24 protein-coding genes and 1 other RNA gene are annotated in these 25,163 nt (G+C 68.1%); 11 read left to right on the top strand and 14 right to left on the bottom strand.

The genetic code is table 11. The features are described 5' to 3' along the window. Positions 1-7: 7 nt before the first annotated feature. Positions 8-1,204, bottom strand: coding sequence for an OmpA family protein (locus QTI68_RS27420; protein ID WP_286526253.1), 1,197 nt, complete (start codon positions 1,202-1,204; stop codon positions 8-10). Continuing rightward, on the bottom strand, positions 1,201-2,676 hold the full coding sequence (locus tag QTI68_RS27425; RefSeq protein ID WP_286526255.1) for a serine/threonine protein kinase: 1,476 nt from the start codon (positions 2,674-2,676) through the stop codon (positions 1,201-1,203). Before QTI68_RS27425 ends, QTI68_RS27420 begins: the two co-directional genes overlap by 4 nt. A gap of 147 nt (positions 2,677-2,823) precedes the next feature. Between QTI68_RS27425 and QTI68_RS27430 the strand changes: the two genes are divergently transcribed. The 11 genes from QTI68_RS27430 (at position 2,824) to QTI68_RS27480 (ending at position 12,570) form a co-directional block, all read left to right on the top strand. Then, positions 2,824-3,855, top strand: coding sequence for a LacI family DNA-binding transcriptional regulator (locus QTI68_RS27430; protein ID WP_286526257.1), 1,032 nt, complete (start codon positions 2,824-2,826; stop codon positions 3,853-3,855). Positions 3,856-3,915: 60 nt separating this feature from the next. Next, a complete protein-coding gene (locus tag QTI68_RS27435) occupies positions 3,916-5,247 on the top strand; it encodes an ABC transporter substrate-binding protein (protein ID WP_503011750.1) in 1,332 nt (443 codons plus the stop codon). A 25-nt stretch (positions 5,248-5,272) separates the two neighbouring features. Next, positions 5,273-6,226, top strand: a complete 954-nt coding sequence (locus QTI68_RS27440) for a carbohydrate ABC transporter permease (protein ID WP_286526263.1) — start codon at positions 5,273-5,275, stop codon at positions 6,224-6,226. 8 nt (positions 6,227-6,234) lie between these two features. Continuing rightward, positions 6,235-7,191, top strand: coding sequence for a carbohydrate ABC transporter permease (locus QTI68_RS27445; protein WP_286526264.1), 957 nt, complete (start codon positions 6,235-6,237; stop codon positions 7,189-7,191). Positions 7,192-7,202: 11 nt separating this feature from the next. Further along, positions 7,203-7,406, top strand: a complete 204-nt coding sequence (locus QTI68_RS27450) for a hypothetical protein (protein ID WP_286526266.1) — start codon at positions 7,203-7,205, stop codon at positions 7,404-7,406. A 5-nt stretch (positions 7,407-7,411) separates the two neighbouring features. Then, on the top strand, positions 7,412-8,533 hold the full coding sequence (locus tag QTI68_RS27455) for an ABC transporter ATP-binding protein (protein WP_286526267.1): 1,122 nt from the start codon (positions 7,412-7,414) through the stop codon (positions 8,531-8,533). Continuing rightward, positions 8,526-9,566 (top strand): ABC transporter ATP-binding protein, encoded by a 1,041-nt coding sequence (locus QTI68_RS27460; protein WP_286526269.1) that lies wholly within the window; start codon positions 8,526-8,528, stop codon positions 9,564-9,566. The genes QTI68_RS27455 and QTI68_RS27460 overlap by 8 nt, the downstream gene beginning before the upstream one ends. Positions 9,567-9,593: 27 nt before the next feature. Continuing rightward, a complete protein-coding gene (gene dhaL, locus QTI68_RS27465; protein ID WP_286526272.1) occupies positions 9,594-10,214 on the top strand; it encodes a dihydroxyacetone kinase subunit DhaL in 621 nt (206 codons plus the stop codon). 9 nt (positions 10,215-10,223) lie between these two features. Beyond that, on the top strand, positions 10,224-11,213 hold the full coding sequence (dhaK, locus tag QTI68_RS27470; RefSeq protein WP_286526274.1) for a dihydroxyacetone kinase subunit DhaK: 990 nt from the start codon (positions 10,224-10,226) through the stop codon (positions 11,211-11,213). Positions 11,214-11,293: 80 nt separating this feature from the next. Further along, positions 11,294-12,073: an exodeoxyribonuclease III gene (xth, locus tag QTI68_RS27475; protein ID WP_286526276.1), complete on the top strand. Its 780-nt coding sequence runs from the start codon at positions 11,294-11,296 to the stop codon at positions 12,071-12,073. Then, entirely contained in the window at positions 12,070-12,570 is a 501-nt protein-coding gene (locus QTI68_RS27480) for a hypothetical protein (protein WP_286526278.1), read from the top strand. Before xth ends, QTI68_RS27480 begins: the two co-directional genes overlap by 4 nt. A gap of 135 nt (positions 12,571-12,705) precedes the next feature. Here QTI68_RS27480 and ntrC read toward each other — a convergent pair whose 3' ends face one another. The 12 genes from ntrC to ssrA all read right to left on the bottom strand — a co-directional run bounded on the left by ntrC (position 12,706) and on the right by ssrA (position 25,154). Continuing rightward, positions 12,706-14,214, bottom strand: coding sequence for a nitrogen regulation protein NR(I) (ntrC, locus tag QTI68_RS27485; protein WP_286526280.1), 1,509 nt, complete (start codon positions 14,212-14,214; stop codon positions 12,706-12,708). A 22-nt stretch (positions 14,215-14,236) separates the two neighbouring features. Then, positions 14,237-15,313 carry a nitrogen regulation protein NR(II) gene (gene glnL / locus QTI68_RS27490; RefSeq protein WP_286526281.1) on the bottom strand — a complete coding sequence of 359 codons (1,077 nt, stop codon included), beginning with the start codon at positions 15,311-15,313 and terminating at the stop codon, positions 14,237-14,239. Between the two features lie 4 nt (positions 15,314-15,317). Continuing rightward, a complete protein-coding gene (locus tag QTI68_RS27495) occupies positions 15,318-15,830 on the bottom strand; it encodes a hypothetical protein (protein ID WP_286526282.1) in 513 nt (170 codons plus the stop codon). Between the two features lie 141 nt (positions 15,831-15,971). Then, positions 15,972-17,387, bottom strand: a complete 1,416-nt coding sequence (gene glnA, locus QTI68_RS27500) for a type I glutamate--ammonia ligase (RefSeq protein WP_286526283.1) — start codon at positions 17,385-17,387, stop codon at positions 15,972-15,974. A 148-nt stretch (positions 17,388-17,535) separates the two neighbouring features. Then, the gene (locus QTI68_RS27505; RefSeq protein WP_286526284.1) at positions 17,536-18,336 is read right to left on the bottom strand and encodes a competence/damage-inducible protein A; all 801 of its coding nucleotides are present in this window, start codon (positions 18,334-18,336) and stop codon (positions 17,536-17,538) included. Then, positions 18,333-19,205: an EI24 domain-containing protein gene (locus QTI68_RS27510; protein WP_286526285.1), complete on the bottom strand. Its 873-nt coding sequence runs from the start codon at positions 19,203-19,205 to the stop codon at positions 18,333-18,335. Before QTI68_RS27510 ends, QTI68_RS27505 begins: the two co-directional genes overlap by 4 nt. Before the next feature lie 39 nt (positions 19,206-19,244). Next, a complete protein-coding gene (locus QTI68_RS27515) occupies positions 19,245-20,216 on the bottom strand; it encodes a sterol desaturase family protein (RefSeq protein WP_286526286.1) in 972 nt (323 codons plus the stop codon). A gap of 31 nt (positions 20,217-20,247) precedes the next feature. Continuing rightward, positions 20,248-20,976 carry a polysaccharide deacetylase family protein gene (locus QTI68_RS27520; RefSeq protein WP_503011744.1) on the bottom strand — a complete coding sequence of 243 codons (729 nt, stop codon included), beginning with the start codon at positions 20,974-20,976 and terminating at the stop codon, positions 20,248-20,250. 142 nt (positions 20,977-21,118) lie between these two features. Beyond that, entirely contained in the window at positions 21,119-22,090 is a 972-nt protein-coding gene (locus tag QTI68_RS27525; protein ID WP_478139410.1) for a YncE family protein, read from the bottom strand. A 48-nt stretch (positions 22,091-22,138) separates the two neighbouring features. Then, the gene (locus tag QTI68_RS27530; protein WP_286526287.1) at positions 22,139-22,897 is read right to left on the bottom strand and encodes a pseudouridine synthase; all 759 of its coding nucleotides are present in this window, start codon (positions 22,895-22,897) and stop codon (positions 22,139-22,141) included. Next, on the bottom strand, positions 22,898-24,676 hold the full coding sequence (gene ggt, locus QTI68_RS27535; RefSeq protein ID WP_286526288.1) for a gamma-glutamyltransferase: 1,779 nt from the start codon (positions 24,674-24,676) through the stop codon (positions 22,898-22,900). Positions 24,677-24,766: 90 nt separating this feature from the next. Beyond that, positions 24,767-25,154, bottom strand: a transfer-messenger RNA (tmRNA) gene (gene ssrA, locus QTI68_RS27540). Positions 25,155-25,163: the final 9 nt, after the last annotated feature.

Consider the following 25,163-nt stretch of genomic DNA (forward strand, 5'->3'; position numbering starts at 1 on the left):
CGAGTTCTCAGCCGCAGGCCTCGATCTTGAATTCGACGCGGCGGTCGAGCGCATCGACGGCGTCGTCGGTGCCGCTGCCGATGATGTTCTCGCGAAAGCCCTTGCCGCTGGTCGTGGTGCGCGGGCCCAGTGCGGTCGAGTCGTTCACCAGCCGCTGGCGGATGTAGGCCGCGCGCTGCAGCGACAGCGCATCGTTGTACGCCACCGGACCGGTGTGGCTGGTGTGGCCGATGATGGCCATGCAGATCCCGGCGTCGGTGCTGGCCTTGGCGATCTGATGCAGCCACATCGGATAGGGGCCGCTGATCCGGCCATCGGACCAGAACACGGTGGTGTTCGGATTGAAGAGGAACTTGACGCCGAGCTGCCGGTTCGCGATGCCGTAGGCGACGATCTTGCCGAACGCCTGCTCGGCCTCGGCCGTGCGGCCCAGCTTGGCCGACGACAGATAGATGCCGTTGAGCACGCGCAGCTGCTCGCCGTCCGAGGTCGCGGCCACTGCGCTGTACTGCGCCAGCGCCTCCGGATAGCGTCCCGCGTTGTAGTGCGCGGTGGCCGCCGTGATCGTCGGCGCCGCCGAGAGCCGCGCCAGGTAGGCCGGGTCGGCACGCTGGCCGGCCGCCGCGGCGGTGGTGCGCACGTAGCCTTCGACCAGCGGGTCCCGCGTCGGCACCGGCGTGTCGCGGTCGTAGGGCAGCGGCGTGTGGTCCAGGCCCTCGTCACGCACCAGCGACGATGCGTGCGCGACGACCGTGCCGCTCTTCAGTTCGGTCAGGGCCAGGTCGATCCGCAACGGGCCCTGTGGCTGGCTGGGCGCGACCCGCGTCATGGTGCCGGTGAGCAGGTAGCGGGCCTTGCCGAGGTTTTCGCTGTCGAAGGGCAGGACCTCGATCGCGTCGTACTTGGTGCCCATGCGCTCGATCACGCGGTCCTGCAGCTGCAGCGTCGCGATCGTCTGCTGGCCGCTGCCGGCATCGAGCATCGGATCGAGCACCACGCTGCGCCGGCCGCCGATCCGGTCGAGAAACAGCGGCTGCGTCTGGGTCTGGACGACCAGCGCATCGGTGGCTTGCACCACGGCTTCGGCGAAGGGCAGCGGGGCCCCGGACGCGGCGACCGGCGGCGCCGCGCAGCCGGCGAGGCCCGTCGCCAACCACGCGGCCAGCGACAGGAACACGATGTGCAGCCAGCCAGTCCGTCTCATGGTCCGCAGTCCTTCCTGAGCATTGCGGCCTCGGCCGCCGTGAGGGGACCGAGCGAGGCCCGTTGCAAGGACTCGACGCATTGCGTCCGGCCCGGCCCCGCTTGAGCGGTGGCCAGCGGCGCTTGCGTCTCGCGCGCGCGCTCGCGGGCGGGCTCGGCGCGCGGCCGTTGTTGCGCCGTTCTTCGGACCGGTTCGGGCGCGATCGGCTCCGAGGCGACCACGCGGGGCAGCGACTCGGTCAGCGCCAGGGCCGCTGCGGGCAGCGCCTGCTCAGGCACCGGCGCCTTCACCTGCGCCTGCGCCGCGGGCACAGGTTCAGCCGCGGGCGCGGGCGCCGCCGGCAGCGACACCATCCGTAGCGGCTCGGGCAGTGGCGGCGGCAGGCCCGGATCGCCGAGCCGGATGGCGGTGGCTGCGCCAACGCCCACCAGCAACCCCAGCGCCAGCCGCGTGACGGCCTGGGTGCGGCTGCGGCGCGGCGCCGCCTCACGGCCCGGGAGCGCGGGCGCCTCGCAGCCGAAGGCGGGCTCGAAGACGAAATCTGGCCTGTCGTTCGCACTCAGCAGGTCGAGATCCTGGTCCCGGCGATCGTGGGCGCCACTCAGCCGGTTCCAGAGTTCGGCCGCGCTCGTGCAACCGCCCTGGGGAATCGGCGACAGCGCCGCATCGACCGCATCCATGAAATGTCCGCTGTAGCGACGGCGCGCCACTTCGGCGAGCGGCCGGACCCGATCGTTCCGGCGCGCCGGGGGCTGGCCGGCAATGGCCGCGTACACCACGCCCGCCAGCGCCCGCAGATCGGACAGCGGGGCGTCGAGGTCGTCGCCCACGTCCCGGATGCCGCCGAACGCCGTCAGCACCGGGCCGTCGTCGGTGAGCAGGATGCGGTGCGTCGCGATCCCGCCGTGCACGCACTGCGAAGCGTGCAACGTGCCGAGCGCATCGAGCAGGGGACGCAGCCAGCTGCACAGCTGGGCCTCGTCGGGCGGCCGGCCGAGTTCCACCAGCACGCGCGCCAGCGTCGCGCCCTCGTAGTACGGCATCGCCATGTAGGCCGTGCCGTTGCCTTCCCAGAAATGCAGCACCCTGGGCAGCGAGGGGTGATCGATTCGCCCCAGCATCCGGGCCTGGTTGATGAAGCTGCACAGCCCGACCTGGAACGCCGCCACCCGGCCCTTCGACTTCGCGACCACCGCCGCCGACACGCGGTCCCTCGACGCCAGTGCACCGGGCAGGTATTCCCGCACCGCCACATGCTGCTCGAGCACATGGTCCCAGGCCAGGTAGACGATGCCTTTGTCGTTCTCGCCGATGGTGCCGACGATCTCGTAGTCGAACAGCCTGAAGCCTTCGGGCAGCGCATGGATGTCGCGCGCCGGCGCCTCGTCGGAAGCCTCCGGGGCGGCCTGCGCGCGTTTCCCCGCCGCCGGGTGTTGCGCGGTGCGGAGGTCGAGCGCAAGGGCGCTGTTCATGGCGTCGACTCTACGTCGCCCGGCCGTCGACGACATTCACCGGACGCACTAGCCGAATGGACGCCAGGTCACCTGACATGCTCCAAAACCCTGATTGATTTAATTATTGATGTTAATACGATGATGCCCTCAAACCGCGTTTCAGCCATGTCCAGCGCCCCCACGATCGCCGATATCGCCCGCACCGCCGGCGTCGGCACGGCCACGGTCGACCGGGTGCTCAACCGTCGAGCCGGCGTCAACGCCGAGACCGTGCAGCGCGTGCTGCAGGTGGTCGAGGAACTGGGCGCGCCGCAGCAGCCGGGCCGCCCGCGGCGCGGCGCCAACGCCCGCTTCGCCTATGTGCTGCCGGCGGACGACTCACCCTTCCTGGAGCTGGTCGAAAGGCAGATTGCGCAGGCCGCCGGCGACTTCCGGCATGCCCACATCACCGAGGTCACGCACCGCATCGACAGCACCGACCCCGGGCGCTTCGCCGAAGAACTCGCGCAGGTCGGCGACTGCGAGGGCATCGCCCTGCTGGCGCCCGACCTGCCGCCGATCAAGCGCGCCATCAACGAGCTGGTGCGCGCCGGCGTGCACGTGGTGACCTTGTTCTCCGACGTCGCGGGCTCGATGCGCGAGACCTGCATCGGCGCCGACAACCGGGCCGCCGGCCGCACCGCCGGCCTGCTGCTGGCGCGGATGGCCAACGACACCCGGCGCGACACCTTGCTGCTGTCGTCGCAAGCGACCCGGCTGTCGGCCGAGATCGAGCGCCGCATCGGCTTCGCCCACGTCATCGAGGAGCGATTCCCCCGGCTGCACATGGTGCGCACGCCCGACCTGCCGGCCGACGACGACGGCGCCTGCCGCGCGTTGCTGCAGGCCCTGCGCGACGACATCGACCCCGCGCGCGTGGCCGGCATCTACAACGTCGGCTCGGGCAGCGCCGGCGTGGCGCGCGCACTGGCCGAGGCCGGCCTGGCGCCCGAAGCCGGCGTCGCGGTGCACGACTTCACGGACGCGCACGCGTCCCTGCTGAGCGCCAACGCCCTGTCCTACGTCCTGCACCAGGACATCCATTACTGCGTATTGACGGCGGCGCGCGTGCTGCGCGCGCTGTGCGAGAACGTCCGCGGCGCACTCAACGTGGTGCAGCCGCGCATCGAGATCCTGACGGCCGAGAACCTTCACTGAGCGGACGCCCGGTACGTGCCCCTGAACCCAAACCTTTTTTGGAGACAGCTCATGAAATCGATGTCGAAGATGCTCCCGGGCGTGATCGCCCTCGCCGCTGCCACCGTGCTCAGCCTGACCGGCGCCGACGTGCGCGCGCAGGACAAGACCATCACCCTGTGCTGGGCCGCCTGGGACCCGGCCAACGCGCTGGTCGAACTCTCGAAGGACTTCACCACCAAGACCGGCATCAAGATGAAGTTCGAGTTCGTGCCGTGGACCAGCTTCGCCGACCGCATGCTCAACGAGCTCAACTCCAAGGGCAAGCTGTGCGACCTGATCATCGGCGACAGCCAGTGGATCGGCGGCGCCGCCGAACAGGGCCAGTACGTCAAGCTCAACGAGTTCTTCGACAAGGAAGGCATCAAGATGACCGACTTCGCGCCCGCCACCGTGGTGGGCTATGCGGAGTGGCCCAAGAACACGCCCAACTACTGGGCGCTGCCGGCCATGGCCGACGCGGTCGGCTGGACCTATCGCAAGGACTGGTTCGCCAAGCCCGAGCTGCAGGCCGAGTTCAAGAAGAAGTACAACCGCGACCTCGCACCGCCCAAGACCTGGGCCCAGTTCAAGGAAGTGGCCGAGTTCTTCCAGGGCCGCATGATCGACGGCAAGAAGGTCTACGGCGCCTACCTCTTCACCGAGCGCGGCTCCGAAGGCATCACGATGGGCGTGACCAACGTGCTCTACCCGATGGGCTTCAAGTACGAGGACCCCAAGAAGCCCTATGCCATGGACGGCTTCGTCAACTCGCCGGACGCGGTGCGCGGCCTCGAGTTCTACAAGGCGCTCTACAAGGGCAGCACCCCGCCCGGCCTCACCAACGCCTACATGACCGAAGGCCTCGACGCCTTCAAGTCGGGCCAGGTGGCGATGATGATGAACTGGTTCGCCTTCTTCCCCGGCCTCTACAAGGACCCGAACGTCGGCGGCGACAAGATCGGCTTCTTCGTCAATCCGTCGGACAAGGCCAAGGGCGTGCAGCTCGGCGGCCAGGGCATCTCGGTGGTGTCGTACTCGCCGAACCGCAACGAGGCGCTGCAGTACATCAAGTGGTTCGCCAACCCCGACGTGCAGAAGAAGTGGCAGGCCATCGGCGGCTCGTCGGCCGCCAAGGCGGTGCTCAACGACCCGGCCTACCCGAAGAGTTCGCCCTTCGCCCAGCCCTTCCTCGACTCCATGGACATGGTGGTCGACTTCTGGGCCGAGCCCTCGTATGCGCAATTGCTGTTGTCGATGCAGAAGCGCGTGCATGATTACGTGGTGGCCGACAAGGGCACCGCCAAGGAGGCGCTCGATGCACTGGTGGTCGACTGGAAGAAGGTCTTCAAGGACGACGGCAAGGCGAAGTGACGGCCAGGCCCAGGCGAAACACGGCATGAGCACTCCCGCCGCCCTCGTCGCCCGCGCCGCCCAGGCCACGCCGGCCGGGGTGGCGTCGCGGATGCGCGGTCTCTCCGACCGCGCGATCGCCTGGCTGTTCGTCGCGCCGACGATGCTGCTGCTGCTGGCGATCAACATCTTCCCGCTGATCTGGACCATCAAGCTGTCGTTCACCAACTACCGGGCCAACCGGCCCAACGCGGCGGTGGTCGACGTCGGCATCGACAACTACGTGTCGGTGCTGACCGACCCGGACATCTGGCTGGCGATGCAGGCCACCGCGCACTTCCTGTTCTGGACCATCCTGCTGCAGGTGCTGATCGGCTTCGCGCTGGCCTACCTGATCGACCGCAAGTTCCGCGGCCACGGCTTCTGGACCACGATGATCCTGATCCCGATGATGCTGTCGCCCGCGGTGGTCGGCAATTTCTGGGCCTTCCTGTACCAGCCGCAGACGGGCCTGTTCAACTACGCGGTGTCGTTCCTCTCGGGCATCCCGGCCTCGTCCTTCGAGATGATCGGCTCGGTCAAGCTCGCGCCCTGGGCGATCATCATCGTCGACACCTGGATGTGGACGCCCTACGTGATGCTGATCTGCCTGGCCGGCCTGCGTTCGATCCCCGACTACATCTACGAGGCGGCCGAGGTCGACCGGGCCTCGAAGTGGCGCCAGTTCTGGTCGATCACGCTGCCGATGGTGCTGCCCTTCATCATGCTGGCGGTGCTGTTCCGCGGCATCGAGAACTTCAAGATGTTCGACATGGTCAACCTGCTGACCTCGGGCGGCCCGGGCTCGGCGACCGAGCTGGCGTCGATCACGCTCAAGCGCGAGGCCTTCGAGAAATGGCGCACCGGCTATTCGTCGGCGTTCGCGATCATCCTTTTCGTGGCGGTGTTCGGCCTGGCCAACATCTACGTCAAGGCGCTCAACCACGTGAAGAACCGCTGAGGCAACCCATGCGCACCGGCATCAGCACCGCCCACTCCGTCGTCGAGCCGAGCGCGCGCACCCGCCTGATGGCTGGCGCGGTGGTGGTCGCGTATGCGCTCCTGACGATGATCCCGCTGGTCTGGATCATCCTGACCGGCTTCAAGACGCCGCCCGACTCGATCAGCTACCCGCCGAAGGTGCTGTTCACGCCCTCCCCCCAGGGCTACTGCAACCTGTTCACCACGCGCTCGCGCCAGACGCCCGAATACATCGCCGCGCTGCCGCCTGCGACCGAGATCTGCGACAAGGTCGCGCGCGACGACAACATGGTGGTCGCGGGGCGCTCCAACTACATCCCGCGCTTCGTCAACTCGCTGATCATCGCCTTCGGCTCGACCGTGCTGTCGGTCGGCATCGGCGTGATGGCCGCCTACGCCTTCTCGCGCTTCAACGTGCCGCTGAAGGACGACATGCTGTTCTTCATTTTGTCCACGCGGATGATGCCGCCGATCGCGGTGGCGATCCCGATCTACCTGATGTACCGCGAGCTCGGCCTGTCGGACACGCGCCTCGGCATGATCCTGCTGTACAGCGCGGTCAACGTGTCGCTCGCGGTGTGGCTGCTCAAGGGCTTCATCGACGAGATTCCGCGCGAGTACGAGGAGGCCGCGATGGTCGACGGCTACACGCGGCTGCAGGCCTTCCGCAAGGTGGTGCTGCCGCAGGCCACCACCGGCATCGTCGCCACCTCGATCTTCTGCCTGATCTTTGCCTGGAACGAATACGCCTTCGCGGTGCTGCTGACCTCGGGCACGGCGCAAACGGCGCCGCCTTTCATCCCGATCATCATCGGCGAGGGCGGACAAGACTGGCCGGCCGTGGCCGCCGGCACCACCTTGTTCCTGATCCCGATCCTGGTCTTCACGGTGTTGCTGCGCCGGCACCTGCTGCGCGGCATCACCTTCGGCGCAGTGCGCAAGTAGGAGCTCCGGCCATGTCGACCCCTTCCCTGCCCGTCCACCGCCGCTGGCCGCGCTGGCTGCGCCGCGGTCCGATGGAAATCGTCGCCTGCGTCGTGATCACGGCCGGGCTCGTGATGATGCTGCAGCCGCTCGCGATGAGCCTGTTCACCTGGTCGTTCCTGACCACCCTGTTCGGCACCGCGCTGTTCATGGTCGTGTCCAAGTTTCCCGCCTGAACGCCATGGCCGAGATCCGCGTCCACGAACTGCACAAGGCCTTCACCGACTTCACCGCGGTGAAGAGCTCGAGCTTCGCCGTGCGCAACGGCGAGTTCTTCTGCCTGCTCGGCCCCTCGGGCTGCGGCAAGACCACCACCCTGCGCATGATCGCCGGGCTCGAGCTGCCGACCTCCGGCCAGATCTTCCTCGGCGACGAGGACGTGAGCTTCAAGCGGGCGTCGGCGCGCGACATCGCCTTCGTGTTCCAGATGTTCGCGCTCTACCCGCACATGAACGTGCGCCGAAACATCGCCTTCCCGCTGGTCTCCCAGGGCATGGCACGCGACGAGATCGGCCGCCAGGTCGAGCAGGCGGCGCGCACGCTGCGCATCACGCACCTGCTCGACAAGCCGGTGTCGCAGCTGTCGAGCGGCGACCGCCAGCGCGTGGCGCTGGGCCGCGCGATCGTGCGCCAGCCGCTGGCCTTCCTGATGGACGAGCCGCTCGGCGCCCTCGACGCCGAGTTCCGCGAAGTGATGTGCCACGAACTGCGCGCCCTGCACGACCGGCTGCAGGCCACCACCGTGTACGTGACGCACGACCAGATGGAGGCGATGGCCATGGCCGACGTCATCGCGATCATGAACGAGGGCGTGATCGAGCAGCTCGGCGCTCCGCTGGAGGTCTACGAGCGGCCCGCCAGCGTCTTCGTGGCCGACTTCATCGGCGCGCCGTCGATGAACTTCCTGCCCTTCGAGGCCGGCCTGGCGAGCGGCGACGATGCGATCCTGATCGGCCCGGCGCGGATCGCCGTGCCGCCCGTGCGCGAAGACGTGTCGCCGCGCGCGCTGCTGTGCGGCGTGCGCCCCGAGCATGTGCGCTTCGACGACGCGTCCGGGCTGCGCGCCGAGGTGCTCGCGACCGAATACCTCGGCACCCGCACCGTCGTGACGCTGGCCACCGCGCAAGGCACCACGCTGCGCGCCAAGGTCGACGTCGACATCCCGGTGGCGCGCGGCGACCATGTCGGATTGGCCTTCGATGCCGCGAAGATTTCGCTCTTCGATGCCGCATCGGGCCGGGCGCTGCGCAGCGCGCGCGACGAGACGCCGCTGCGGGCCGGACGGAGGGCGCGCCATGGCTGAGCTTCGACTCTCGGGCGTCATCAAGCGCTTCGGCGGCGTCACCGCGGTCGACGGCGTCGGCCTCGACATTCCGAGCGGCGAGTTCTTCGTCCTGCTGGGCCCGAGCGGCGCCGGCAAGACGACCACGCTGCGCCTGGTGGCGGGCCTCGAGCGTCCGGACGCCGGCCGCGTCTCGATCGGCGGGCGCGACGTCACGGCGCTCGCGCCGGCGCTGCGCGACGTGGCCTTCGTGTTCCAGCAGTATTCGCTCTATCCGCACCTGAGCGTCTTCGACAACCTGGCCTTCCCGCTGCGCTCGCCGCTGCGCCCCGCGCCGGAAACCGAGGTGCGCCGCAAGGTCGAGGAGGTCGCCCGCATGCTGCGCATCCACGACAAGCTGCAGAACCCCGCGACCCGTCTGTCGGGGGGCCAGATGCAGCGGGTGGCGATCGGCCGCGCCCTGGTGCGCAGCCCCGCGCTCTACCTGATGGACGAACCGCTGTCCTCGCTCGACGCCAAGCTGCGCAACGACCTGCGGCTGGAGCTCAAGCGCATCCAGCAGGACCTCGGCGCCACCATGCTCTACGTGACGCACGACCAGATCGAGGCCATGACCCTGGCCACCCGCATCGGCGTGCTCGACGCCGGCCGGCTGGTACAGGTCGGCACGCCGCAGCAGATCTACGAGAACCCGGGCAGCGCGCACGTCGCCTCGCGGCTCGGCTCGCCGCGCATCAACCTGGTCGCCCGCGGGCTGTTCCCGCAGCTCGCCGGGCCCGAGCGCGCGGTGACGGTCGGCATTCGCGCCGAGCACCTGCGGCTGCACCGCCGTCCGGCGGCGAGCGGCCCCGGCATGGCGCACCGGGGCGCCAGCGTCAGGCGCATCGAGCGCCTGAGCGATCTGCACCTGGTGCATGTCGGCCTCGACGACAGCGGCCAGGAGCTGATCGTCTCGGCGCCCGCCAACGAGAGCTTCGAGCCGAACGATGCGGTGCAGGTCGAACTGCTGCGCCCGCTCTGGTTCGATGCCGAGAGCCGGCGCATCCATGCCTGAACACGGCACATCCACACGGGAGACCCCATGGCCGACATCGACCTGATACGCAACGCGACCCAGACCCTGATCGACCATGTCGACGAACTGACGGCCCTCGACCAGGCGATCGGCGACGGCGACCACGGGCTCAACATGCGCCGCGGCGCGCTCGCCATCCAGGCCCGGCTCGACGAGCTCGCCGGCCAGTCGCTCAACGAGGCGCTGCGCACCATGGGCATGGCCTGCATGTCGACCATCGGGGGCTCGTCGGGCCCGGTGTTCGGCACCTTGCTGGTCACCCTCGGCAAGGAACTGCCCGACCCGCCCACCGCCGCCGCGCTGGCCGGCGCACTCGATGCCGGCATCAGGGCGCTGACGCGACTGGGCAAGGCCGAGGTCGGCCAGAAGACCCTGCTCGACGTCCTCGACCCGGTGCAGAAAGTGCTCGCCGAAGGCGGCGGGCAACTGGCCGGTCGCGTGCGCGACTGCGCCTTCGCGAGCGCCGACGCCACGGCCGCGATGGACGCCATCAAGGGCCGCGCCTCGTTCCTCGGCGAACGCGCGCTGGGCCATGTCGACCCGGGCTCGCGCTCGGTCGCCCTGATCATCGGCGCGATCTGCGACGGCCTGCAATCGCGCGCGCAACCGACCTCCCAATCCGCCTGAAAGCGCACCATGAAAAAGCTCATCAACGACGTCGAGTCCCTGTTGTCCGAATCGCTGGACGGCTTTGCGGCCGCGCACGCCGACATCGTGACGCTCGGCGAGGGCGGCCAGTTCGTCCGCCGGCGCACGCCCAAGCCCGGCAAGGTCGCGCTGATCTCGGGCGGCGGCTCGGGCCACGAGCCGCTGCATACCGGCTTCGTCGGCCACGGCATGCTCGACGCGGCCTGCCCGGGCCAGGTGTTCACTTCACCGACGCCCGACCAGATGCTGGCGGCGGCGCAGGCGGTGGACACCGGCGCGGGCGTGCTGTTCATCGTCAAGAACTACTCCGGCGACATGATGAACTTCCAGATGGCCGCCGAGATGATCGACTGCGACAACGCCACGGTCATCGTCAACGACGACGTGGCGGTCGAGAACTCGACCTACACGACCGGCCGGCGCGGCGTCGCCGGCACCTTGATCGTCGAGAAGATCGTCGGCGCCGCCGCCGAGCGCGGCGATGGACTGGCGGCGCTGAAGGCGCTCGGCGATTCGGTCAACAAGGCGACGGCCTCGATGGGTGTGGCGCTGACCTCGTGCACCGTGCCGGCCGCCGGCAAGCCGACCTTCCAGATCGGTGCCGACGAGATGGAGATGGGCGTCGGCATCCACGGCGAGCCGGGCCGGCGCCGGGTCCGGCTGGCATCGGCCGACGACATCGCGGCCGAGCTGAGCGGCGCGATCCTCAAGGACCTGTCGCTCAAGCCGGGCCAGGAGGTGCTGCTGCTGGTCAACGGCTTCGGCGGCACGCCGCTGATGGAGCTGTACCTGATGGTGAATGCGGTGCGCAAGATACTGGACGGCCATCGGCTGAAGATCGCTCGCTGCCTCACCGGGTCGTATGTGACTTCGCTGGAGATGGCGGGGTGCTCGGTCACCGTGAGCGCGATGGATGCGGCCACGCTGGCGCTGTGGGATGCACCGGTGCACACGGCGGCGCTGCGTTGGGGGATGTGAACGGGCCGCAGTGCCACGCGACCAGGCGGGTATAGTCGTCCGAACCCTCGACACGAACCCCCTAGATCCCACGACTTGCAATGAAGCTGGCCACCTGGAACGTCAATTCCCTCACCGCCCGCCTGCAGCATGTGCTCGACTGGCTGGCCGCCAATCCGGTCGATGTCCTGTGCCTGCAAGAACTCAAGATGAGCGACGACAAGTTTCCGCTTGAGGTGCTCAAGGACGCTGGCTACGATTCGGCCGTGTTCGGCCAGAAAACCTACAACGGGGTCGCGATCCTGAGCCGCGCGCCGGTTCGCGACGTCCTGAAGAACATCGGCGGCTTCGCCGACGATCATTCGCGCGTCATCAGCGGCACGCTCGACACGCCGGACGGCGCGCTGCGCATCGTCAATGGCTACTTCGTCAACGGCCAGGCGCCCGACAGCGAGAAGTTCGTCTACAAGATGAAGTGGCTCGACGGCCTGCACGACTGGCTGCGCCAGGAACTGGTGGCCCATCCGAACCTGGTCCTGCTCGGCGATTTCAACGTCGCGCCCGAAGACCGCGACAGCTACGACCCGGTCGGCCTCGCCGGGACGATCCACCACACGCCCCAGGAGCGCGCGCATTTCAACGCCCTGCTGGAGCTCGGCCTGGCGGACAGTTTCCGGCTCTTCGAGCAGCCGCCCAAGAGCTACTCCTGGTGGGACTACCGCATGCTCGGCTACCAGAAGAACCGCGGACTGCGCATCGACCATGTCCTGGTCAGCCAGCCGCTGGTGCCACGCGTCAAGCGCTGCGTGATCGATCGCGTGCCGCGCAAATGGGAAAAGCCCAGCGACCACGCGCCGGTGATCATGGAGCTGGCCCCATGAAGAACCCGCTCGCGCTCGCCATGCTCGTGCTGCTGCTCGGCCTTTCGGGCTGCAGCGTGTTGAAGCCGGACGCGACGCCCGCCGCCGCGCCAGGCGCAGCGCCCGATGCAGCAGCCTCCTCGACCGAGGCCTCCCCCGGGCGACTGATCACGGCCCAGACACCGGCCGTGAAGGCCTACCGCAAGGTCGGCGCGGCGGCCATCTACAAGAAGTACCCGCAGCGCATCTACAAGGGCAAGATTCCGCCGCTGGTCTATGCCGTGGTGGTGACCGAGACCGACGTCGATGCCGACGGCCGCGTCAAAGGCGTGTACTTCTCCCGCACGCCCAGCCACGCGCCCGAGGTGAGCGGCATGATCGCCGAGCTGATCAAGGGCGCGTCGCCGTTGCCCAGCCCGGGCAAGATCGGCGCCCATACCTATGTCGACACCTGGCTGTGGGACAAGAGCGGCCAGTTCCAGCTGGACACCCTGACCCTGGGCCAGCGCAACCGATAGAAAAGGCTCACCCCCGAAGCGCCTGCGGCGCCTCCCCCTCAGGGGGCGATACCGGCGGCCCGGCAAAGCCGGTTCCGCGGTATCCCTGGTGTTGGCAGCACCCGAATCAACGCACCGGACGAAGCCCGGCCACTTTCATTCGAGGCCCAGTTCCTGGATCTTGCGGGTGATGGTGTTGCGGCCGATGCCGAGCTTCTGGGCCGCCTCGATGCGGCGGCCGCGCGTGCTGGCCAGCGCCGTCAGGATCAGCCGCGACTCGAAGCGGCGCGACAGCGCATCCCAGACATCGGTGCGGCCCGCCGCCAGCATGCTCTGGGCTTCGAGTTCGAGGCCGCTCTCCCACGCCAGCGAGGCTGCCGCCGCCGGCACACCCGCGGCGGCAGGCGCCGCAACGGCCGTCGACGCGGGCATCGCCAGCGGCTCCCGCTCGGCCGCCACCGGCACGGGCACCGCATGCGGCTCCGCGGCCGGGGCGATCGCCATCACTTCGGGCGGCAGGTCCTTGGCCTCGATCAGCTGCGCCGGCGCCATCACGGTCAGCCAGTGGCAGATGTTCTCGAGCTGGCGCACGTTGCCCGGAAAACCGAAGGTCGCCAGCTGCGCCAGCGCCGCATCGGAGATGCGCTTCGGCTCGACGCCGAGCTGCTTGGCGCTCTGCTGCAGGAAATGCCGCGTCAGCGCCGGCACGTCCTCGCCGCGCTCACGCAGCGCCGGCAGCCGCAGCCGGATCACGTTGAGCCGGTGGAACAGGTCTTCGCGGAAGCCGCCGAGCTTCACGCGCTGTTCGAGGTCCTGGTGGGTCGCCGCAATCACGCGCACGTTGGCCTTGACCGAGTTGTGGCCGCCGACGCGATAGAAATGCCCATCGCTCAGGACGCGCAGCAGGCGCGTCTGCAGGTCGAAGGGCATGTCGCCGATTTCGTCGAGGAACAGCGTGCCGCCCTCGGCCTGTTCGAACCGGCCGCGGCGCATGGTCTGGGCGCCGGTGAAGGCGCCGCGCTCGTGGCCGAACAGTTCGCTCTCCAGCAGGTCCTTCGGGATCGCGGCCGTGTTGATGGCGACGAACGGGCCGTTCGCGCGCGGCGAATGCTTGTGCAGCGCGCGCGCCACCAGCTCCTTGCCCGAGCCCGATTCGCCGGTGATCAACACCGTGACATTGCTTTGCGACAGCCGTCCGATGGCACGGAACACGTCCTGCATCGCCGGCGCCTGCCCGAGCATCTCGGGCGCGGCCGCCATGCGCTCCTCGGCCACTTCCTCGCGCTGGCTTTCGTCGACCGCGCGGCGGATCAGTTCGACCGCACGCGGCAGATCGAAAGGCTTCGGCAGGTATTCGAAAGCACCGCCCTGGAAGGCCGAGACGGCGCTGTCGAGGTCGGAAAAGGCCGTCATGATGATCACCGGCAGGCCGGGATGCTTGGCCTTGATCTTGTCGAGCAGGTCGAGCCCCGAGCCACCGGGCATGCGGATGTCGCTGACCAGGACCTGGGGGCCCTGGGTCTCGTCGTCGGCCGCCGCATCGAGGGCGGCAAGAACCTCGCGCGGATTGGTGAAGCTACGGGTCGGCAGGTCTTCGCGCAGCAGCGCTTTTTCCAGCACGAAGCGGATTGATTGATCATCATCCACTATCCAGATCGGCTTCATGCAGCTCCTTGTTGCTTGGCTGCTAGGGCAGCGGTATCAGTATCTTGAAATCAGTCCGTCCCGGGACGCTGTCGCACTCGATCACGCCGTGATGCTGTTGCACAAAAGTTTGCGCAAGCGTCAATCCCAAGCCTGTCCCGCCATCCCTGCCCGACACCAGCGGGTAAAAAATGCGGTCCTTGATCGCGTCCGGCACGCCCGGTCCGTTGTCGATGACATGCAATTCCAGTGCCAGTCGATACCACTGCTTATTGAAGATAACCTGACGCGCGATGCGGGTCTTGAAAGTGATCTGCGCATCGCCCGCGGCACGCCGCTCGGCGAGGGCCTGGGCGGCGTTGTGGACGATGTTGAGCGTGGCCTGGATCAGCTGCTCGCGATCGCCGCGAAACTCGGGAATCGAGACGTCGAAGTCGCGCTCGATGTGGAGGTCGCGCGGGAACTCCGCCAAGATCACCGAACGCACCCGCTCGCAGACCTCGTGGATGTTGACGTCGCCCACCACGTGCGGACGCCGGTGCGGCGCCAGCAGCCGGTCGACCAGCGTCTGCAGCCGGTCGGCCTCGTGGATGATGACCTGCGTGTATTCGATCAGGTCGCGCGACTCGACCTCCATCTGCAGCAGTTGCGCGGCGCCGCGAATGCCGCCGAGCGGATTCTTGATCTCGTGCGCGAGATTGCGGATCAGCTCCTTGTTGGCCTGCGCCTGGTCGAGCAATCGCTCCTCGCGGTCCTGCCGCGCCTGCTGCTCGAGCGGCGACATCTCGATGATCAGCTCGCCCGCCTTGTCGCTCTGTGCCAGCGTCACCAGCACCGGCATCAGTTCGTGGTTGACGCGGCGCAGCAAGGCCTCGTAGCGCAATGTGGCGAAGTCGTTGCTGCGGGCGCCGTCGATGGCGGTGCGCAGCACCTGCGGTTCCTGGAAGCAGGCCCCGAACTGCGAGCCCTCGAGCGTGCGGCGCGAGGTGCCGAGCGCGTCCTCGAGGCCCGAGTTCGCGAACAGCACCGAGCCGTCGACCCGCACCACCGCGATCAGCGTCGACAGCAGGTCGAAGGCCTGGAAGCGCTTGCCCGGTCCAGCCGATTTACCAAAGGCCATCCGGTCAGCGATTGACCGCGGGCAGGCGGCCGATCTCGCGTTGAAGGCCGGCGATGTCGCTCTCGTTGCGGGCGATCTCGGCCTTCATCTCGGCCACGCGGTCGAGATACTTCTGGTAGTTCTTGCTTTCGCTGCCCTGCTTCTCGGGCTCGCCGTTGTTGTAGTCCCTGAGCAGCTGGGTCTGCCGCTCCTGGGCCTTGCGCAGTTCGGCCTCGAGCACCGAGCGGGCCTCGCCGTCGCGCGCCCGCTGGTCGGCGCCTTCGACCCGCGGACTGCCGGCCGGCGCGCGCACCGCGGTCCCGCCGGCGGCCGGCGCGGCCGAGGCGACCGGCCGCGTGCCCTGCACGATGGTCAGGTTGCCGCCCTCCATGATCTTGCAGCCGCGCTGCTGCGCGACGGTCGCGTTGTTGGTGTATTCGTTGCCGCAGCGCCAGACGCGCTCTTGCTGCGCCTGGGCCTGGAAAGGCACGCCGGCCGCCGCCACGGCGGTCAGCAGGAGAACGGAGAGAGTCTTCATGGTCTTGGGTGTAGTGCGCCGCAAGTCGGCATTTTCATGCAATTCGAAACAGATCCGACCCGGATGTTCCCGCCCAAATAAAAAGGACGGCCGCAGCCGTCCTTTTTTAACGCTCCGGGGGGCGACCCCGGATCTGGTCAGTCACAAAGAATAGTACATGTCGAACTCGACCGGGTGCGTCGCCATGCGGAAGCGCGTGACTTCCTGCATCTTGAGGTCGATGTAGGCATCGATGTACGAGTCGGTGAACACGCCGCCCTTGGTCAGGAAGGCACGGTCCTTGTCGAGGTACTCGAGCGCCTGGTCGAGGCTGTGGCAGACGGTCGGGATCAGCGCGTCTTCTTCCGGCGGCAGGTGGTACAGATCCTTGCTGGCGGCTTCGCCCGGATGGATCTTGTTCTCGACGCCGTCGAGGCCGGCCATCAGCAGCGCCGCGAAGCCCAGGTACGGGTTCATCAGCGGGTCCGGGAAGCGGGCTTCGACGCGGCGGCCCTTCGGGTTCGCCACGAACGGGATGCGGATCGAGGCCGAGCGGTTCTTGGCCGAATAGGCCAGCTTGACCGGGGCTTCGAAGCCGGGCACCAGGCGCTTGTAGCTGTTGGTGCCGGGGTTCGTGATGGCGTTCAGCGCGCGGGCGTGCTTGATGATGCCGCCGATGTAGTGCAGCGCGAAGTCGCTCAGGCCGGCGTAGCCGTCGCCTGCGAACAGGTTCTTGCCGTCCTTCCAGACCGACTGGTGCACGTGCATGCCCGAGCCGTTGTCGCCGACGATCGGCTTCGGCATGAAGGTGGCCGTCTTGCCGTAGGCGTGGGCCACGTTGTGGATCACGTACTTCTGCAACTGGACCCAGTCGGCGCGCTGGATCAGCGTGCTGAACTTGGTGCCGAGCTCCATCTGGCCGGCGTTGGCCACTTCATGGTGATGCACTTCGACCGGGATGCCCAGCGATTCGAGCACCAGGCACATCTCGGAGCGCATGTCCTGGAAGCTGTCGACCGGGGGCACCGGGAAGTAGCCGCCCTTGACCGCGGGACGGTGGCCGGTGTTGCCGTGCTCGAATTCCTTGCCGGTGTTCCAGGCGGCTTCTTCGGACTCGATCTTCACGAAGCAGCCGGACATGTCGTTCGACCAGCGCACGCCGTCGAAGACGAAGAATTCGGGTTCCGGTCCGAAGAAGGCGGTGTCGCCGAGGCCCGAGGCCTTCATGTAGGCTTCGGCGCGCTTGGCCAGCGAGCGCGGGTCGCGTTCGTAGGGCTTGCCGTCCGACGGATCGACCACGTCGCAGGTCAGGATCATCGTCGTTTCTTCGAAGAACGGATCGATGTTGGCCGTGTTCGGATCGGGCATGAGCTGCATGTCCGACGCTTCGATGCCCTTCCAACCGGCGATCGAGGAGCCATCGAATGCGTGGCCCGAAGTGAACTTGTCTTCATCGAACGCGGAAACCGGCACGGTCACGTGCTGTTCCTTGCCGCGGGTGTCGGTGAAGCGGAAATCGACGAACTTGACCTCGTTTTCCTTCACGAGTTTGAGTACGTCGGCGACGGTCTTGGCCATCAGGTTCTCCTTGGTATGGACAGGGGGTTGGAAGTACGGGAATTCAGGATGCAGTTTCTATGCCATTGTCACAGCGGCCGGGAGCGCCTCGGCGCCCCGGGGAACCCCCAAAACAAGGCAAGTTGTAACCAAACTGGTGCGTCGTGCGTTAACGCACCATTTCGGGGCCCAGCCGCGCATCAAAGCCGTGCAGGCCGGCCAGCAGCTGGCCGTAGGCGGCTTCGACCCGGCTCGCGTCGCCCTTGACGCCGAGCTCGATGTGGCGTCCGTGCTGCGGGTGGTCGACGCTCGGCAGGCTGAACACCTTGATGCCGGGATGGTCGCGCTCGACCGCCTGCATGAGCGGCGTCAGGGTCGCCTCCATGGCGCCGTAGACGATCACCGATTTTTCGCCGGCGCGGCCGCGCGCGAACAGCCCGGCGTAGCGGCCGTCGAGCACCGATTCGATCATCGGCCAGGCCATCACCGGGAAGCCGGGCACGAAGTGGACGTCGCCGACGCTGAAGCCGGGGATCTTGTTGTAGGTGTTGGGAATGATCTTGGCGCCGAGCGGGAACACGCCCATGTTCAGGCGGTGGACGTTGTCCGGGCGGTCCGGCTCGTAGACCGTGCCCTGCTCGCGCGCCGTGTCCTGCATGCGTTCCCGGATCAGTGCCTCGGCTTCGGGATGCAGCGCCAGCGGCACGCCCAGGGCGGCCGCCGCGCACTGGCGCGTGTGGTCGTCGGGCGTGGCGCCGATGCCACCGGTCGAGAACACGATGTCGCCCGACGCGAAGGCCCGGCCCAGCGCGGCCGTGATGCGCACCGGCACGTCGCCCACGTATTCGGCCCAGCCGAGTTCGAGGCCGCGCGCGGCCAGCAGCTCAATGACCTTGGGCATGTGCTTGTCGATGCGCTTGCCGGACAGGATTTCGTCGCCGACGACGATCAGACCGAAAGAACGGCTCATGGGGCACTCCATTGGCTCGCGGCCGCGCTGGCATCCAGCACTTCAACCGCGGAAGAGGAAACGGCGGCCGCGGCACGCTGCGCCCGCAACTGGGCCAGCGCGTCGAGGCAATAGTGGGCGAACCACAGCGCCGAGAAGGCGAACACCAGGGTATAGATCCAGATGGCCAGCGGCGCCAGCACGAAGAAGGCGGCGGCAAACAGGAGGCCTGAAGCCCAGACGATGCTGGGCGCCGCGCCGAGGTAGCCGCACAGCACGCCGATGCCCAGCAGCGGCAGGCGGTGGATGCGCAGCAGTGTGTCGCGCTCCTCGGGGCTGGCGTGCTCGGCCAGCGCGTCGAAGCTCATCACGCGGTAGGTCAGCCAGCCCCAGATCAGCGGCGGAAGGATCAGCACCAGCGGCGGGATCAGCCACAGCGGCATCGACACCACCAGCGCCAGCAGCGCCAGCACCGTGAGGCCGATCGAACGGGCCATGCTGCCGAAGAAAGAGGCGCCCTTCTTCTGCTCCAGGCTGGCGAAGCGCCGCTCGGCCACCAGCCGAGTAAGCGCCGGCGCCATGATGCCGGCCACGATCAGCAGCGACACCACGACGATCAGCGGCGTGGCGGCGAAGACCACCACCAGCGGCGCCAGGGCGGCCGCGACGTCGCCCGAGAAGAAGCGGCCGATCCAGCCCCAGAAGCCGGCCAGCAGGGGCCAGGCATCGAGCGCCGCGCGGGTCCAGACCACCGCGGCGTCCCAGTAGAAATAGCCGAGCACCGTCGCCAGCGCGATCATCAGGCCGAGCGGCAGCAGCGACAGCACGATCACCCGCGGGTGCAGGCAGTAGGCGACCGCGCGCCAGAAGGAATCGAGGAGAAGACGCATCGGGTGCCGAGGATAACGCCAGCGGGTGACCGCGGCGCCTCAATCCCTGCCGACCAGGCGCCGCAGCCCGAGCCATTGCTGGGCCCAGAAGCCGCGCCCGTAGTCGCGCACCCGGCCACTCGCATCGGGCTCGACCTGGTCGCGGATGCCGGTGGCGTCGTAGCGGTCTTCGAAATTGACGCTCCGGAAGAGCATGTCCCACCAGGGCAGCAGCACGCCGAAATTGTGACCTCCCAAGGACTTCGGTCCCTGGGACTCGTGCCCGATGCCGATCGCGTGGTGCACCCGATGGAAGCGCGGGCTGATCCACAGGCGCTCGCCGATGGCGCCGAAGCCGAGGCGCAGGTTGGCATGCTGCAGGCTCTCGCTGAGCTGGGTGAAGGCGACGATTGCAATGAACTGCCCCGGTGCGACGCCGATCAGCTGCGCCACGAGGACGATGATCGCGTCGTGGATCAGGTCGTCGAGCAGGTGGTTGCGGTTGTCGCTCCACATCGTCATCTGGCGCTGCGAGTGGTGCAGCGAATGCAGCGCCCACCACCAGCGGAAGCGATGCTGGCCGCGGTGGATCAGGTACTCGACGAAGTCCAGCACGACCAGGTAGATCGCGAACGCGATCCAGGGCACGTCGGTCACGCCTGGCCAGAGTTCGTCCAGGTGCATGCTGCCCCAGCCGGCCGCGCGCGCCATCCCCAGCAGGTCGTCGAACAGCGGCTGCACGGCGAAGAACATGGCCAGCCGGAACAGCCCGAGCCGGTGGATCAGCGTGTAGAGGATGTCGGTGCGGATCGCGCGCCGGTCGACCACCGGCTCGGCCGGCCGCCAGCGCTGCAGCGGGCCGATGACCGCGACCAGCACCGCGATCTGGATCACGCCGACCAGCAGCCAGCCGGTGGCATCGAAGGCATCCTCGACCCAGCCGCCCAGGCCGATGGCATAGACCAGCGGCTGGACGGCGGCCTCGAACAGCCATTGCTGCAAGGACGAGAAGAGGTCGGTGAGCCAATCCATCTGCGTGCGATCCGCGGGAACGACCGAAGGTTCAGGAATGGGCCGCGATCCAGGCGCGGTAGGCCGGATGCTGGCGCAGCGTCTCGAAGCAGAAGCCGCGGGCCTTGAGGCCGACGATCAGCGGCTCGAGGTCGGCCGGCGCCCACGGGTCCTTGCGCGACCAGATGCCCAGGTGCGCGAGCAGGATGTCGCCGGACTGGATCTTGTCGAGCGCCTGGGCCAGCAGCTGCGCGTTGCTGTAGGTCTCGCTCGGCAGTTCGTCGCCCAGGAAGCCGGCCGGCGCCCAGGCCACGTGCTCGAAGCCGCAGGCCTTGGCGGCCGCCAGCAGCTTGGGCGAGGTCTTGCCGCCGGGCGCGCGGAACAGCGGCAGCGGCTTCTTGCCCGTGATGAGCTGCAGCCGCTCGGAGGACTTGGCGACATTGGCGCAGTATTCGGCGGCGCTCCAGGTGAACTCGCGGCCGGCGAAGGCGCCGGCCGTCGGGCGGATCCGGAAGCGCGGCTCGACGCCCTTGATGTCGCCGCGCCAGTAGGCATGGTCGTAGGTGTGGGAGGCGAACTCGTGGCCCTCGGCCGCCCTCGCCTTCCACCACGGCGCCCAATGGTTGTCGAGGCTGTCGCCGTCGGTCTGGGTGCGCTCGGCGGCAGCGAAGAAGGTCACGCGGACGTCCTGCCGCTTGAGCACCTCGGCCACCAGCGGCGCGATGCCCATGTGGCCGGTATCGAAGGTCAGGTAGACCGGCTTGGCGCAGCCCTCAGCCAACGCGCTGCCCGACGCCGCCGCACCGGCTGCGAGCAGCAGCGCGGCAGCGCCGAGCCTAGGCCGGCGCCGGGCCGCCCCAAGGCGGCCTGCGGCCCCCTCGGGGGGCAGCGACCCACACGCAGTGGGGGAGCGTGGGGGCCATTCAAGACTTGGCATGGTCGAGCGTCCACACCCCGTGCGGCGACCGGCCGACGTTCACCTGCCGCACCACCTTGCGGCTCGCCAGGTCGACCACGCTGAGCTTCTTGGCCCAGCGCGAGGTCACGTAGAGCGTCTTGCCGTCGGCCGAGACGTCCATGCAGTCGGGTCCGCCGGGCACCGGATAGGTGTCGGTCACCTGCAGCGTCGCCAGGTCGATGCGGCTGATGGTGTTGGCCACCCGGTTGCTGACGAACACGCTGCGGCCGCCGTCGCCGGCGGCGCGGAAGGCATGGGCGCCCTTGCCGGTCGGGATCTTGCCGACCAGCTTGGGCTGGGCGCCCGCGACGTCGAACACCTGCACGCCATCGCTCCCGGTCAGGCCCACCAGCAATGTCTTGCCGTCGTGGATGCCGAAGATGTCGGCCGGCATCGGGCCGGTCGCGGTGCGCCAGCGGATGGTCTGCGTCGCCAGGTCGACCGCGATCAGTTCGTCGCTGTCCTGCATCGAGACATAGGCCGTGGTGCTCTTGCCGTCGATCCAGATGTGGCTGGGCGTCTTGCCGGTCGGGATGCGCTTGACCAGCTTGGGTTCCTTGCCGTCCCAGCGGTAGACGTCGACGTGGTTCAGGCGGTTGCCCGCGGTGACGAACCACTTCATGTCGGGCGAGAAGCGCAGGTGGTAGGGATCGATGATCCCGTAGACCACGCGCTGCACCTCGGCCGTTCGCGGATCGAGGAAGGTCAGCGAGTCACCGGCCGAGTTGGCGACGATCAGCGAATGCTCGTCGGGCGCGAGGTAGAGATGGTGCGGCTCCTTGCCGGTCGGGATGCGCGTCTTCTCGGTCCAGCCGGTGGGCTCGATCACGCTGACGGTGGCGTCGAGGGAGTTGAGCACGAAGACCGGCGGGGGTTCGGCGGCCTGGGAAGCCACCGACGCGCAGACAAACAAAAAGGCCGCGAAACGGCCCGTCAGGTAGGAAATGGAGCGCAAGGGAGGAGTTCCGGACGAAGACTGGCTATCTTAACGACCCACACCCACCGTTGGCTGACCGCCGCGGGCGCTGCGCAGGCCTTCGACTTGATCCGCGTCAAGCCAGCGCCACTGGCCGGGCGCCAGCTCGTCCGGCAGCGCCAGTTGCCCGATGCGCGAGCGATGCAGCGCCTCGACCCGGTTGCCGACCGCCGCCAGCATGCGCTTGACCTGGTGGTACTTGCCTTCGGTCAAGGTCAGGCTCAGCTGCAGCGGGCCGGTGGCCTCGCAGGCGGCGGCCCGGACCGGCTTCGGGTCGTCGTCGAGCACCACGCCGGCCAGCAGCCGGTCGATCTGGCCCGGGTCGACCGGATGCTTGGTCGTGACCTCGTAGACCTTCGGCACATGGTGCTTCGGAGACCCCATCCGATGGATGAACTGGCCGTCGTCGGTCAAAAGCAGCAGGCCCGTGGTGTCCTGGTCGAGGCGGCCGATCGCCTGCACGCCCTGCACGGCCCCCTTGTTCGGCCGCAGCCGCAGCGGCGAAGGCAGCAGCGTGTAGATGCTCGGGTAGGTCGACGGCTTCTGAGAGCATTCGGTGCCGGCCGGCTTGTGCAGCATCAGGTAGGCCTTCTCGTGGTACGCCCAGGCAGTGCCCTGGACCGTGAAGTGCAGGCCGTCGGTCGCCACGTCTGCCCCGGGATCGGTGACCGGGGCGCCGTCGATCGTGACGAAGCCCTGCTGGACCAATCCGGCGCACACGCGCCGGGTGCCGAAGCCCTGGGTGTAGAGAATTTCTTCGATATGCATTCAGTAGCCGAGCGCGAGGCCCGTATTGCGGCGCGGATCGTTGGCGCCATAGAAGCGGTTGGCGCCCACCGGCCGGCCCCCCAGCGTGGGCGCGCCGACCAGGATCGCCGCCAGGTGGTTGGCGGGCTGGGCCTCGCCGAATTCGTGACCCATGTCGACCAGGATCTTGCGGGTGTCCGGCGACAGCGCGAAAGGCTCGACGTTGGTCACGTCCGGCATCCACTGCTGGTGGAAGCGCGGCGCGTCCACGGCTTCCTGCACGTCCATGCCGTAGTCGACCAGGTTCAGGATGCTGTGGAGCACCGTCGTGATGATGCGGCTGCCACCCGGCGTGCCGACCACCAGCACCGGCCGCCCGTCCCGCGAGACGATGGTCGGGCTCATCGAGCTCAGGGGCCGCTTTCCTGGCGCGATCGCGTTGGCTTCGCCCTGGATCAGCCCGTACATGTTGGGTTCGCCCGCCTTCGAGGTGAAGTCGTCCATCTCGTTGTTGAGCAGCACGCCGGTGCCTGCCGCCATGACCTTGGCGCCAAACCAGTCGTTGAGGGTGTAGGTCACCGACACCGCATTGCCCCACTGGTCGAGGATCGAATAGTGCGTGGTGTTGCTGCCTTCGTGCGGCGCGACCCCGTTGCGCAGGTCCCTGGACACGCCGGCGCGCGCCGGGTCGATGGTGCTGCGGATCTTGTCGGCATAGCGCTTGTCGATCAGGCGCTCGACCGGGTTCTTCACGAAGTCCGGGTCGCCCAGCTGGCTGTTGCGGTCGACGTACGCATGGCGCATGGCCTCGATCTGGTAGTGCACGCCCTGGGCCGACCGGAAGCCCAGCGACTTGAGCGGGTAGCCCTCGAGGATGTTCAGCATCTCGCAGAGCACCACGCCGCCCGAACTCGGCGGCGGTGCCGAAATGACGCGATAGCCGCGGTAGCTGCACTCGATCGGAAGCAGTTCGCGCGCCTTGTACTGGTCGAGGTCGGCCTGCGTGATCAGCCCGCCCCCGGCCTGGTTCGAGGCCACGATCGCGCTGCCGACGGGCCCCTTGTAGAAGCCGTCGACCCCGTGGCGGCTGATCGCCTTCAAGGTCTTCGCCAAGTCTTTCTGGACCAGCTTCTGGCCCACGGCGAAGGCTTCGCCCTTGTTCAGGAACACCGCCGCCGACGCCGGATCGCTGCTGAAATCGGCGGTGGCGGTCGCCAGCATGTCGATGTCGCCCTGCTGCAGCACGAAGCCGCGTTCGGCCAGCGCGATCGCCGGCGCGACCAGCGCGCTGCGCTTCATGGTGCCGTACTGCTCGCGGGCCCGCTCGAGGCCGGCGACCGTGCCGGGCACACCGACCGCGAGGTGGCCCCGGGTGCTGAGGCCCGGAATCAGGTTGCCGGTCTTGTCGAGGTACATGTCGGGCGTTGCGGCCAGCGGCGCCTTCTCGCGGAAATCCAGGAAGGTCTTGCGGCCGTCGGCCAGCTGTGCCGTCATGAATCCGCCGCCGCCCAGATTCCCGGCCGCCGGATAGACCACCGCCAGTGCGTAGCCCACCGCCACAGCGGCATCGAACGCGTTGCCCCCGCGCTTGAGCACGTTGACGCCCACCTGGGTCGCCAGGGTTTGCGCGCTCACGACCATGCCGTTCTCGGCGGTGACCGGTGCCTGCGAGGCCGCCTGCGCAAAGGCGCCGGCCCATGTGAATGCCGCTGCCACGCCCAAGCGCAGCGCCTTCGTCCAGCAGTGGCGCCGCGCAAGCACGTCGCTGTGGGTCGTCAATGTCGTCTTCGATGAATCCATGGGCCTCTTTGCACGGGACAGGGGTGCCGTGGAGGGATTGGATCGCAGATGCGCCGCCGATGCAAAATGCATCGGCGGCGCCTTCTTGAATGGTGGAGCTGGGGGGATTTGAACCCCCGTCCGCAAGCCTTCTTCGCGCAGATCTACATGTTTAGCGGTCTGATTTGAGTCTCGCCACCGGTGTCGCGCAGTCGCACGCTACACCGGCCGCCAGCACCCTATTTTCTCGTCCCGACCCAAGGTACCCGGATCAGGACCAGCCCATGTAGATTATCTTTGCAGCCGGGAGGCGTCAGATTGCTCTAGCGCCCCCTTGCCCAGCCCATCGGCCTGCTGTTGCAAAGCTCACCGGCAATTAAGCGGCGAGTGCGAAACGTTCGTCGTTTGCAGTTAGTTTGTTTGAATCTGTTTTACGAGCGCATTCAGCTCGACATGCCCCGCTGCGATTCCGAACCCACGTCGAAACCAGTGCAGCCCCAAGCGAACA

The sequence above is a fragment of the Variovorax sp. J31P207 genome (assembly GCF_030316965.1).
Lineage (GTDB): Bacteria > Pseudomonadota > Gammaproteobacteria > Burkholderiales > Burkholderiaceae_C > Variovorax > Variovorax ginsengisoli_B.